At 42.0% G+C, this 12,153-nt stretch carries 11 protein-coding genes and 1 tRNA gene; 9 read left to right on the forward strand and 3 right to left on the reverse strand.

The window, feature by feature from the left end; genetic code table 11:
- Positions 1-88: 88 nt before the first annotated feature.
- The 3 genes from yidD to rpmH are packed head-to-tail and all read right to left on the reverse strand — an operon-like array spanning position 89 to position 827.
- Positions 89-298 carry a membrane protein insertion efficiency factor YidD gene (gene yidD / locus MUB35_RS05440; protein WP_081960513.1) on the reverse strand — a complete coding sequence of 70 codons (210 nt, stop codon included), beginning with the start codon at positions 296-298 and terminating at the stop codon, positions 89-91.
- Positions 279-641, reverse strand: a complete 363-nt coding sequence (rnpA, locus tag MUB35_RS05445) for a ribonuclease P protein component (RefSeq protein ID WP_033143175.1) — start codon at positions 639-641, stop codon at positions 279-281. Before rnpA ends, yidD begins: the two co-directional genes overlap by 20 nt.
- 51 nt (positions 642-692) lie before the next feature.
- On the reverse strand, positions 693-827 hold the full coding sequence (gene rpmH, locus MUB35_RS05450) for a 50S ribosomal protein L34 (RefSeq protein ID WP_033143174.1): 135 nt from the start codon (positions 825-827) through the stop codon (positions 693-695).
- A gap of 717 nt (positions 828-1,544) precedes the next feature.
- Here rpmH and dnaA point away from each other — a divergent pair.
- The 9 genes from dnaA (at position 1,545) to MUB35_RS05495 (ending at position 11,746) form a co-directional block, all read left to right on the forward strand.
- Positions 1,545-2,900, forward strand: coding sequence for a chromosomal replication initiator protein DnaA (gene dnaA / locus MUB35_RS05455; protein ID WP_033143172.1), 1,356 nt, complete (start codon positions 1,545-1,547; stop codon positions 2,898-2,900).
- 286 nt (positions 2,901-3,186) lie between these two features.
- Positions 3,187-4,299, forward strand: coding sequence for a DNA polymerase III subunit beta (gene dnaN, locus MUB35_RS05460; protein ID WP_033143171.1), 1,113 nt, complete (start codon positions 3,187-3,189; stop codon positions 4,297-4,299).
- 32 nt (positions 4,300-4,331) lie between these two features.
- Entirely contained in the window at positions 4,332-4,541 is a 210-nt protein-coding gene (locus tag MUB35_RS05465) for an RNA-binding S4 domain-containing protein (RefSeq protein ID WP_033143170.1), read from the forward strand.
- Between the two features lie 37 nt (positions 4,542-4,578).
- Positions 4,579-5,658, forward strand: coding sequence for a DNA replication/repair protein RecF (gene recF, locus MUB35_RS05470; RefSeq protein WP_244805824.1), 1,080 nt, complete (start codon positions 4,579-4,581; stop codon positions 5,656-5,658).
- Between the two features lie 50 nt (positions 5,659-5,708).
- Entirely contained in the window at positions 5,709-7,637 is a 1,929-nt protein-coding gene (gyrB, locus tag MUB35_RS05475) for a DNA topoisomerase (ATP-hydrolyzing) subunit B (protein ID WP_033143168.1), read from the forward strand.
- 89 nt (positions 7,638-7,726) lie between these two features.
- Complete coding sequence (gene gyrA, locus MUB35_RS05480) at positions 7,727-10,231, forward strand: DNA gyrase subunit A (protein WP_186971204.1); 2,505 nt, start codon at positions 7,727-7,729, stop codon at positions 10,229-10,231.
- A 1-nt stretch (position 10,232) separates the two neighbouring features.
- A complete protein-coding gene (locus MUB35_RS05485) occupies positions 10,233-10,820 on the forward strand; it encodes an LptM family lipoprotein (protein ID WP_033143166.1) in 588 nt (195 codons plus the stop codon).
- A 36-nt stretch (positions 10,821-10,856) separates the two neighbouring features.
- Positions 10,857-11,573: a lysophospholipid acyltransferase family protein gene (locus tag MUB35_RS05490; RefSeq protein WP_033143165.1), complete on the forward strand. Its 717-nt coding sequence runs from the start codon at positions 10,857-10,859 to the stop codon at positions 11,571-11,573.
- Positions 11,574-11,658: 85 nt separating this feature from the next.
- Positions 11,659-11,746, forward strand: a tRNA-Ser gene (locus MUB35_RS05495).
- Positions 11,747-12,153 lie beyond the last annotated feature (407 nt).

The following is a 12,153-nucleotide window of genomic DNA, read 5'->3' on the forward strand; positions in this document are numbered from 1 at the left end:
AGCCGGTTTGTCACCTTCATCTCTCAAGCATTCCGCCTTTTAAGAAAACGGCGGTGCATAATTATCTCCTAACAAGATAAAACAACAATTATGGTACCGGATCGTATCCGCCTTTTGAAAATGGATTACACCTTAATATTCTCCAGCAAGCCAATAAACTACCTTTTACTGCACCATACTTCTCAATTGCTTCTAATCCATACTGAGAACACGTGGGTATATAGGGACAACGGGTTCTCTTTAACGGGGATAAATATTTCTGATAAAGCCGAATCATCTTAATCAATACTGTCTTCATTCTCTTCACTTCTTATGGTCTTTGTTAACTTACCTAAGTGCAAAAGCGCACTCTCCATGGAATGGAATCCCTGATCCTTTCCATTTACCCTGACTACTACAACAATATCATATCCGCACCTGAATTTTTCTTCGTTTAATCGGTAGCTTTCTCTGAGAAGCCTGGTCAAATGATGTCTCACAACACTGTTGCCTACCTTTTTACTTACGGATATACCAATTCTGTTTCTGTCCAACTGGTTTTTTAACACATACATAACTAAGTAACGATTTGCAAATGATGTTCCCTTTTTATAAACCAGTTGAAAATCTCTGTTTTTCTTTAACGATTCCGAATACTTCATAAACCATCCTTTAATGAAAAGAAGAGAAGAAAAGACCACATATCTGCGGTCTTAAGCTGATAATCTTTTTCTTCCTTTTAATCTTCTTGCAGCTAAAACTTTTCTTCCGGCCTTACTGCTCATTCTTGCTCTGAATCCATGAACTTTGGATCTGCTTCTCTTTTTTGGCTGAAATGTCATTTTCATATTCCAGGCACCTCCTTTAAACCAAATATCTATCTATTGTTTCAGATAGTATTCCTATGATTATGCATGATAGAAAACATCATTTCAATTATATTCGTAAACCCCTGATTCGTCAAGATATATTTTATTTTTTTATTTAAATATATTTATCACGAAAATAGGCTGAAATCCGTGTATTCACACGTTTTCCACATTCCAAAATACTGACCTGTGGAAAGTATTCCCTGGACCATATCCCTGAAATGATTATCCCCACAGTTATTCACACATTTCTGGTTTACGTAACGTTATCCACAAATTGTGGATAACTTGTGGATAACTTTTTCGTTTTTCCCACGCTTTTTTGCCCTTTTCGACAAAAAAGCCTTGATTTATCCATATTTTCGCCATGTGGAAGATGTAAATAAAGTTATACACATTTCTCACATCTCTCTTTTTCCACAATGTTTTTAACTTTACAATCCTCATTTTCCACACGGTTTTATCCACATTATTAACATAACCTTGTGGATTTCTGTTTAGAAATATTTTTTCATTGCTAAAAATTCTATTTTATTATAATATATAGATAATAATACGTTTTTTTGCAATAGAAAGTCCGCAGACGCGTACTTTCTATTGTTGTGTGCTTGTACAAAGAGGAAGATTTCATTTTGAGTTGACTTTTTAACTCAAAATGTGGATTGAAATAATTATTTCATATCGGGAGAATTCAAAATGCATTTAATACAGGAAAAATGGACAGACATATTAAATATGATAAAAACGGAGCATCAGTTATCTGATGTCTCTTTTAATACCTGGCTGAAATCCCTGACAGTCCACAAAGTGGAGGGGGACACCGTAACCATCATTGTCCCCACAGGGCAGATTGGTATTAACTATATTGCCAACAAATATCTTCTTCCATTAAAAGTGGCAATTACAGAGACCGTGGGAGAAGACTATGAAATTGCTTTGATCTTACCGGATGACGTGCCGCCGGAAACGGCGGATACCCCCGTATCTTCCGCTGCAGTAAATGAAAGTATTGAAAAAGCCAACTTAAATCCAAAATACACTTTTGACACGTTTGTAGTCGGAAGCAATAACAAACTGGCACACGCAGCTTCCGTCGCCGTTGCAGAATCCCCGGGAGAAGTGTATAATCCCCTCTTTATATATGGAGGTGTTGGTCTTGGAAAGACCCATCTGATGCACTCCATCGCACATTTTGTGCTGCAGAAGAGACCACAGTCCAAGGTTTTGTATGTGACCAGTGAATATTTTACCAATGAACTGATTGAATCCATCCGTAACGGCAATAATTCAACTATGTCCAAGTTTCGGGAAAAATACCGGAACATAGATGTACTGCTGATCGATGATATACAGTTTATTATAGGAAAGGAATCCACCCAGGAAGAATTTTTCCACACTTTCAACGCCCTGCACGGAGCCAAAAAGCAAATTATCATCTCCTCAGATAAGCCTCCGAAAGATATGGAAATCCTGGAGGACCGGCTTCGTTCCAGGTTTGAGTGGGGATTGATCGTGGATATCTCCTCACCTGATTTTGAAACCCGAATGGCTATCCTCCGAAAGAAGGAGGAGCTGGACGGATACCAGATTGACGACCAGGTCATCGAGTATATCGCACAGAATGTAAAGTCAAATATCCGTGAACTTGAAGGTTCTCTGAACAAGATCATGGCATATGCAAACCTGGAGAACCGGGAGATCAATCTGGCTCTGGCAGAAAAAGTATTGAAAGATATCATATCCCCAAACCAGAAGAGAACTATAACACCGGAACTCATTATTAATATAGTAGCAGAACACTTTGATCTCACTCCTTCAGACCTGACCGGAAACAAAAGGAGTTCAAAAATAGCATATCCAAGACAGATTGTCATGTACCTGTGCCGCCACATGACAGAGACTACGCTGAAGATCATCGGTGACAGCCTGGGCGGACGTGACCATACGACCATCATGAGCGGCATAAATAAAATAGAGCGGGAAGTGGAGGAAAACGACGCCACCAGAGAAATCATAGATATATTGAAGAAAAAGATAAATCCCGCCAAGTAATCTTTAAGGTATACACTATCCACAACCTTAGGTGAATAAGCAGTGACTTTCATGTGGATAAGTGTTGATAACGTGAACCCCGGTTTTGGGCGCCTCATTTATCAACAGCTTATTCACTTGAACTTCAACGTTAACCCACAAAGTTATCCATACGGTGAAAGCCGCAGTTTATGCGGGTTTCGAGGGTTATTCACAAATTCACATCCCCTAAGGCTACGACTGCGGATTTCTTTTAAATATTTTATAGATAAAGCCACTTTTGCACAGAAAGGAAGTTATACACATCATGAAATTAATTTGTCCAAAATCAGAACTATTAAAAAGTGTAAATATTGCCATGAAAGCCGTACCGGGAAAAACAACCATGCCCATTCTGGAATGTATTCTCATTGACGCATCAGCAAACGAGATAAAATTCACATCCAATGATATGGAACTGGGAATCGAAACAATCGTCGACGGTACTATAGAAGAAAAAGGCATCATCGCACTGGATGCCAAGATATTTTCCGAGATTGTCAGAAAGCTCCCGGATAATAATGTTACCATTACAACAGATGAAAAACTGAACACACTGATTACCTGTGAAAAAGCCAAGTTCAATATTCCGGGAAAATCAGGAGAAGATTTTTCTTATCTTCCGTTTATTGAAAAAAATGACTGTGTACGGATTTCGCAGTTTACTTTAAAAGAAATTATCAGACAGACTATTTTCTCCATTGCAGCCAACGAGAACAATAAACTGATGACAGGTGAACTTTTCCAGATTGAAAACAATATGCTGAGAGTTGTTTCTCTTGACGGACACCGGATCTCCATCAGAAAAATTGCCTTGAAGGAGGAGTGCGCAGATAAAAAAGTAGTGGTTCCCGGTAAGACACTGAATGAGATCAGTAAGATTTTATCCGGTGAAATGGAAGATATGGTGGATATCTATCTCGCAGAGAACCATATCTTGTTCGAATTTGATAATACCAAGGTAGTATCCCGTCTCATCGAGGGAGATTACTTTAAGATTGACCAGATGCTGTCCAGTGATTATGAGACAAAAGTTAAAATTAATAAAAGAGAATTTCTGGATTGTATCGACAGGGCAACCCTTCTTGTGAAAGAGGGAGATAAAAAACCAATTATCATCCACATTGAGGATGGCTCCATGGAGCTGCGCATTGATTCCCAGATCGGTTCCATGAAAGAGGACATTGATATTGAAAAAGAGGGAAAAGATATTCTCATCGGTTTCAATCCCAAGTTTTTGATAGATGCACTGAAAGTCATTGATGACGAGGAAGTCAGCATTTATCTCATGAATCCGAAGGCACCCTGCTTTATCAGGGATGACGAGGAGCAGTATATTTATCTGATCCTTCCTGTAAACTTTAACGCTGTCAGCAGATAAAAACGGGTTTGAAAGCCGTTAGGAGAGAAAAAATGGAAATAATCAAATTAAAAGATGAATTTATTAAGTTAGGCCAGGCCCTGAAAGCCGCAAATCTTGTGGAAGACGGGGTTGAAGCCAAATATGTCATTCAGGACGGTCTCGTAAAAGTCAATGGTGAGACCGATACCAGAAGAGGACGTAAACTTTACGACGGGGATCTGGTAACTTATGACGGACAGGAAATCAAGATAGTAAAATAATTTTACTAATCCTATAATCCCAACAACAGGTGTTTACATGTATATTGAGTCTATAGAACTGAAAAATTACAGGAATTACAATCTTTTGTCCCTGCAGTTTGACAAGGGAACGAATATTCTCTATGGAGACAACGCCCAGGGCAAGACGAATATTCTGGAAGCTGTATACCTGTGCGGTACCACGAAATCACACCGAGGCAGCAAGGACAGGGAGATAATCCGGTTTGAACAGGATGAATCCCATATCAGAATGTTTGTGAACAAGGACGGCATATCCCATAAAATAGATATGCATCTGAAAAAGAATAAAGCCAAAGGCATAGCCATTGACGGTATTCCCATCCGAAGGGCCAGTGAGCTGTTCGGAATTGTCAACATTGTATTTTTCTCACCCGAGGATCTGAATATTATCAAGAACGGTCCCGGTGAGAGAAGAAGATTTATTGATTCCGAGTTATGTCAACTTAATAAGGTGTATTTATCTGATTTATCCAGTTATAACCATGTTCTGAATCAGAGGAACAAGCTGCTGAAGGACATTGGATTTCAAAGCGGTCTGGCGGCCACTCTGGATGTGTGGGATGAACAGCTGGTACGTTACGGAAGATCCATCATTGAAAGCCGTCATGAATTTATCCGTGATATAAACGATATTATCGGAGGGATACATAGCAGCATAACAGGCGGAAAAGAAAAGATTGAACTGGTTTATGAGCCGAATGTAAAGAGCGATGAGTTCTACGAACAGCTGGGGAAAAACCGGGAAAAAGATTTTAAATTCAGAAATACTTCATCCGGACCACACAGGGATGATTTATGTGTTAGAATAAATGACATTGATATCCGTAAGTTTGGTTCACAGGGACAGCAGCGCACAGCCGCCCTATCCCTGAAATTATCAGAGATCTATCTGGTGGAGAAGAAGATAAAGGATGTTCCGATCCTTCTTCTGGATGATGTTCTGTCAGAACTGGATGCAGGCAGGCAGAATTACCTGCTGGACAGTATCCGGAATGTGCAGACTATGATAACCTGTACAGGTTTGGATGATTTTGTCAATAAAAGATTTGAAATCAATAAATTGTTTAAAGTGGTGGAGGGGACAGTTGCCCCCTGAGACGACCAGTGGAAAACCGGTGAGCATTGCCGGTAAACAGGAGGAAATGCATGAGCACAGAGATTAAAACAGAGTATGGAGCAGATCAGATTCAGATACTTGAGGGACTGGAGGCTGTAAGAAAAAGGCCTGGTATGTATATCGGCAGTACCTCCGCCAGAGGTCTGCACCATCTGGTGTATGAGATTGTAGATAATGCGGTAGATGAAGCGCTGGCCGGTTATTGCGATACCATAGAAGTATCTATAAACGAGGATAATTCTATCACGGTTATAGACAATGGCCGCGGTATTCCGGTAGGAATTAACCACAAAGCCGGCATTCCGGCGGTTGAGGTTGTTTTTACGATTCTGCATGCCGGCGGTAAATTCGGCGGCGGGGGATATAAGGTATCCGGCGGTCTTCACGGTGTTGGCGCATCTGTTGTGAATGCCCTCTCCACATGGCTGGAGGTCACCATTTTTCATGAAGGAAAAGTATACCGTCAGCGCTATGAGCGTGGAAAAACTATTTATAAATTAAAAGTGATCGGTGACTGTGATCCGGATAAGAGGGGAACCATGGTGACCTTCCTTCCTGACCCCCAAATATTTGAAGAGACTGTGTTTGACTTCAGTACGCTCAAACACCGGTTCCGTGAAATGGCCTTCCTGACAAAAGGACTGAAGATCATTGCTGTGGACAAGAGAGATGAGGAACCAAAGGAAGTCATTTTCCACTATGAGGGCGGTATCAAGGAGTTCGTGCAGTACCTGAACAGAAGTAATTCCGCACTCTATGAAGATATTCTTTACTTTGAGGGGACAAAGGACGGCGTGGTGGTGGAAGTTGCCATGCAGCACAACGATTCCTATACAGAAAATACTTATGGTTTCGTAAATAATATCACAACGCCTGAGGGTGGAACCCATATTGTGGGATTTAGAAATGCCCTCACCAAGACTTTTAATGAATATGCAAGAAAGAATAAAATATTAAAAGAGAGTGAGTCAAATCTTTCAGGAGAGGATATCCGTGAAGGTCTGACAGCCATTATCAGTGTTAAGATAGAGGACCCGCAGTTTGAGGGGCAGACAAAACAGAAACTGGGCAACAGTGAGGCCAGGGGAGCAGTGGACAATGTTGTGAGCGGCCAGCTTGAAATTTTCCTGGAGCAGAATCCGGCTGTTGCAAAGACGATCATTGAGAAATCCGTGCTTTCCCAGCGTGCAAGAGATGCTGCCAGAAAAGCCAGAGAACTGACAAGGAGAAAGTCTGCGCTGGAGGGAATGTCCCTTCCGGGCAAACTGGCTGACTGTATGGACAAAGATCCTTCCAAATGTGAGATATACATCGTAGAGGGAGATTCCGCCGGTGGTTCCGCCAAGACTGCCAGAAGCCGTGCAACACAGGCCATTCTTCCGCTGAGAGGTAAAATTCTGAATGTGGAGAAGGCAAGACTTGATAAAATATACGCGAATGCCGAGATCAAAGCCATGATCACTGCCTTCGGAACCGGCATTCACGAAGATTTTGATATCAGTAAGCTTCGTTACAATAAGATCATCATTATGACCGATGCCGATGTGGATGGTGCCCATATTGCCACCCTTCTCTTAACGTTTTTATACCGTTTTATGCCGGAGCTTATAAAACAGGGACATGTATACCTGGCAAAACCGCCGCTGTTTAAAATTGAGAAGAATAAAAAAGTTTTCTATGCCTATTCCGAGAAGGAACAGGATGAGATACTGAATGAGATCGGACGTGACGGCAACAACAGGATCCAGCGTTACAAAGGTCTGGGAGAGATGGACGCAGAACAGCTCTGGGAGACCACCATGGATCCGGAACGCAGGATTCTTTTAAGAGTCACCATGGACGATGAGGCGTCATCTGAAATAGATCTGACATTCACCACACTTATGGGAGACAAAGTTGAGCCCAGGCGTGAATTCATAGAAGAGAATGCAAAATATGTTAAGAATCTCGATATTTGATCCCATGAGTCAGCCGGGCAGACAGCGATGATTTGTTTTGCTGCAGAATGAGGGAACGGACGACGGAAGCGGAGTTAAGGAGAAGCTAAATGGAAGATAATATTTTTGATAAAGTCCAGGAAGTGGACTTACAGAAAAAGATGGAGGAGTCCTACATTGAGTATGCCATGAGTGTTATTGCATCCAGGGCACTGCCTGATGTAAGGGACGGTCTGAAGCCGGTACAGAGAAGAATTCTGTACTCCATGATAGAATTGAACAACGGTCCGGACAAACCACACAGAAAATGTGCCCGTATCGTGGGTGATACTATGGGTAAATACCATCCCCACGGTGACAGCTCCATTTACGGGGCACTGGTTAACATGGCACAGGACTGGTCCACCAGATATCCTCTGGTAGACGGCCACGGAAACTTTGGTTCTGTGGATGGTGACGGTGCCGCTGCCATGAGGTATACAGAGGCCCGCCTGAGCAAGATTTCCATGGAAATGCTGGCGGACATCAATAAAAACACAGTTGATTTTGCTCCGAACTTTGACGAGACAGAGAAAGAGCCCCTGGTTCTGCCGTCCAGATACCCCAATCTTCTGGTGAACGGAACATCAGGTATTGCTGTTGGTATGGCTACCAATATACCGCCCCACAATCTGAGGGAGGTTATTTCTGCTGTTGTAAGAATCATTGACAATATTATTGAAGAAGACAGGGAAACTGAGCTGGAGGAAATCCTGTCCATTATAAAAGGGCCTGATTTTCCAACCGGAGCCATGATCCTGGGTACAAGGGGAATCGAGGAGGCTTACCGCACAGGCCGCGGAAAGGTCAAAGTGCGGGCTATCACAGATATTGAGACACTGCCCAACGGCAAGAGCCAGATCATTGTCACAGAACTGCCCTATATGGTCAATAAAGCGCGTTTGATCGAGAAGATGGCAGAACTTGTAAGGGATAAGAAAATAGACGGAATTACGGCCATTAACGACCATTCCAACAGGGAAGGCATGCGTATCTGTATTGAGCTGAGAAGGGATGCCAATGCCAATGTGATCCTGAACCAGCTTTACAAGCACACACAGCTTCAGGATACATTCGGCGTTATCATGCTGGCACTGGTGAACAATGAGCCTAAGGTCATGAACCTTCTGGAAATGCTTAAGCATTATCTGCTCCACCAGGAAGAGGTTGTGACCAGAAGGACACAGTATGACCTGAACAAAGCACAGGAACGTGCACATATCTTGGAGGGTCTGTTAAAAGCCCTGGAACATATTGACGAGGTTATCCGTATCATCCGTGCATCGAAGACCACACAGGAGGCAAAGGATTCCCTTATGGAGGCATTCGGCTTCTCAGATGCCCAGGCCCAGGCGATTGTAGACATGAGGCTTCGTGCACTGACAGGTCTGGAAAGAGACCGTCTTCAGGGCGAGTATAATGAGCTGGTTAAAAAAATCCGGGAGTTAAAGGCTATTCTTGCGGACAGAAACCTTCTGCTCCGTGTGATTCGTGAGGAGATTCTGGGCATATCTGATAAATACGGGGATGACAGAAGGACCTCGATCGGATACGATGAATTTGATATTTCCATGGAAGACCTGATTCCAAAGGAAAACACAGTTATTGCCATGACAAAATTAGGATATATCAAGCGAATGACTGTTGATAATTTCCGCAGCCAGAATAGAGGCGGTAAGGGAATCAAGGGCATGAGCACCATTGATGACGACTACATTGAGGAGCTTTTGATGACCACTACCCACCATTTCCTCATGTTCTTTACCAACATGGGGCGTGTTTACCGTATGAAAGCATATGAGATTCCGGAAGCCAGCAGGACAGCCAGGGGTACTGCCATTATCAACCTGCTTTCTCTGCAGCCGGAGGAAAAGATTTCAGCGGTAATCCCCATCAATGAATTTAAACAGGGAAATTATCTGTTTATGGCAACGAAAAACGGCCTTGTAAAGAAAACGCCTATTGAAGATTACAGTAATGTGCGTAAGACAGGTCTTGCGGCTATTGCCCTCCGCGAGGACGATGAGCTGATTGAAGTAAAATTTACGGACAACAAGAAGGATATTATCCTTATAACAAAATTCGGCCAGTGTATCCGTTTCCACGAGACAGATGTAAGAAGTACCGGACGTGTATCCATGGGTGTGCGCGGTATCAATCTGCTTGAGGAGGATGAGGTCATTGGCATGCAGCTCAACTGTCAGGGGGATTATCTGCTGATCGTCTCTGAGCATGGTATGGGCAAGAGAACCTCTGTAGGCGAATTTACCTGCCAGAACAGAGGCGGAAAAGGTGTAAAATGCTATAAGATCACAGAGAAGACAGGTAATGTGATCGGAGTAAAAGCAGTCAATGAGGAAAATGATATTCTTTTGATAACCACAGAGGGAATTGTGATCCGTCTGGAGTGCAGTACAATTTCTATTCTGGGACGAATTACATCCGGGGTGAAGCTTATGGACCTGAACGAGGGAGTGACGGTTGCCAGCATTGCAAAGGTGAGAGAAAAGGAAGAAAGTGAAAGCGTGGAGTCCGCAGAGGCAGATTCCCAGACAGAAGAGAACCAAGGAGAGTAAAATGCGTAGATTAAAAGGGCTTCTATGTTGCATTCTGGTGATAGTGCTTATGTTTTCTTTGAGCGGATGCGGCGTTAAGGTAAGCACGAAATCACCGGAAAGCGTTACGAAATCTATTGTAAATGCATATCAGAAAGGGGACACCGAGGCAGCAAAAAAATGCCTCGGCCTGGACCCTGACAAAAAATGCGCGGATGAGATCACGCAGGAAATAAAATATAATATGAAACAGTTTAAGGCCTACGGAGCATCAGAGGTGGACTTCACCAAATGTGAATCCCTGGGGAATTTTAACGGTTATGACCTGGTTTATGCTATTTACAATCTGGTGAAAAAGGATAAGGATGACAAAAAGTCAGAAGCTCTGGAAATCCCTTCTATGTCCATGTACTTTGTGAAGGAGAAAGACAAAAAGTTTCATGTAGTGCCGGCAAAGGATGTCACAGATGAGATGAGTCAGATCTCCAGTGAGGAATTTGCAAAGTTTATGAAGACGGAAGAGTATAAGACCTACGAGAAGGATTATAAGAAATTCGTAAGGAAAAATCCCAACTTTGAGGAAAATCTGAAAAAAGAGATGACAAAATAATTGGGAAGGCAGTAACATGCCGGAGGAATTCATGTTATGAAAAGAATATTGCTGATGGTCGCATATAATATCCTTCTGGTACCTTATATGTGGTTCAAACTGTGCTACTATGCCAGTCATGTAGACAAATATACAGAAGAAGAACGTTATAAGGTACTGCGTTTTATAGACAGCCGCGCCATTAAGGGCGGAAGAGTTACCATTGATGTGCATGGACAGGAAAATATTCCTGAGAAAAACGGATTTATGTTCTTTCCAAATCATCAGGGTCTGTTTGATGTTCTTTCCATCATGGCAGCATGTCCCAGACCTTTTTCTGTTGTTATGAAAAAGGAGATTCAGAATATACCGTTCTTAAAGCAGGTATTTGCCTGTATGAAGGCATATGCCATTGACAGAGATGATGTTAAGCAGGCTATGAAAGTTATTATACAGGTGACAAAAGAGGTGAAAGAGGGCAGGAACTATCTGATCTTTGCGGAAGGCACCAGGACAAAGGATCCCAATCATGTACACGAGTTCAAGGGCGGGAGCTTTAAAAGCGCAATGAAGGCACAGTGTCCCGTTGTACCGGTGGCTCTGATTGACGCCTATAAGCCATTTGATACGAAATCCATAGAAAAGGTGACAGTACAGGTGCATTTTCTGGAGCCGATCTGCTATGAAGAGTACAAAAATATGAAATCCGTGGAGCTTGCTGCGGAAGTAAAAAGCAGAATTGAAAAAGTTATTGAAAAAAATGAGAAAAAGTGATTGACAAATGTCATTTCATTGGTTATAATAATTTTTGCTCACGTAAATGAGCACAATTGAATAAAAGAACAATTATTCAGGCGTTGGAGAAGTACTCAAGTGGCTGAAGAGGCGCCCCTGCTAAGGGTGTAGACGGTTTGCGCCGTGCGAGGGTTCAAATCCCTCCTTCTCCGTTTTCTTTTTTACTTTTTAAAGTGAAAAAGAAATGAAAAAAAGTTGTTGACAAGCGACAAAAGATATGATAAGATATCAAAGTTGCTGCAAAAGCGATATGGAAACAACTGGTAACGGACTTTCATAAGAAAGGAAATGAAACTTCCAAATATTATGAAAAAAAGTTAAAAAAGTTGTTGACAAGTCAGAAAAGATGTGATAATCTAATATGGCTGTCGCAAAAACGACAACATCCGACAGAAGAAAAAATCTTCTATAAAAAATTAAAAAAGTTCTTGACAAGCTCGAAACGATATGATAAAATATCAAAGCTGTCAAAAACTGACAGGAACCTTGATAACTGAACAGTGAAACACATGAATCGAAAATTCTTTTACATTCAATTTTAAGAACGGTTCTAACGAAC

The sequence above is a fragment of the Blautia sp. NSJ-175 genome, from assembly GCF_022867815.1.
Classification (GTDB): domain Bacteria; phylum Bacillota; class Clostridia; order Lachnospirales; family Lachnospiraceae; genus Blautia; species Blautia celeris.

Excerpts from the sequence above, each read along its gene's own strand:
- rpmH (WP_033143174.1), bottom strand. The coding sequence starts at position 827 with ATGAAAATGACATTTCAGCCAAAAAAGAGAAGCAGATCCAAAGTTCAT.
- gyrA (WP_186971204.1), top strand. The coding sequence starts at position 7,727 with ATGGAAGATAATATTTTTGATAAAGTCCAGGAAGTGGACTTACAGAAA.
- MUB35_RS05490 (WP_033143165.1), top strand. The coding sequence starts at position 10,857 with ATGAAAAGAATATTGCTGATGGTCGCATATAATATCCTTCTGGTACCT.
- MUB35_RS05485 (WP_033143166.1), top strand. The coding sequence starts at position 10,233 with ATGCGTAGATTAAAAGGGCTTCTATGTTGCATTCTGGTGATAGTGCTT.
- gyrB (WP_033143168.1), top strand. The coding sequence starts at position 5,709 with ATGAGCACAGAGATTAAAACAGAGTATGGAGCAGATCAGATTCAGATA.
- dnaA (WP_033143172.1), top strand. The coding sequence starts at position 1,545 with ATGCATTTAATACAGGAAAAATGGACAGACATATTAAATATGATAAAA.
- yidD (WP_081960513.1), bottom strand. The coding sequence starts at position 298 with ATGAAGACAGTATTGATTAAGATGATTCGGCTTTATCAGAAATATTTA.
- recF (WP_244805824.1), top strand. The coding sequence starts at position 4,579 with ATGTATATTGAGTCTATAGAACTGAAAAATTACAGGAATTACAATCTT.
- MUB35_RS05465 (WP_033143170.1), top strand. The coding sequence starts at position 4,332 with ATGGAAATAATCAAATTAAAAGATGAATTTATTAAGTTAGGCCAGGCC.
- dnaN (WP_033143171.1), top strand. The coding sequence starts at position 3,187 with ATGAAATTAATTTGTCCAAAATCAGAACTATTAAAAAGTGTAAATATT.
- rnpA (WP_033143175.1), bottom strand. The coding sequence starts at position 641 with ATGAAGTATTCGGAATCGTTAAAGAAAAACAGAGATTTTCAACTGGTT.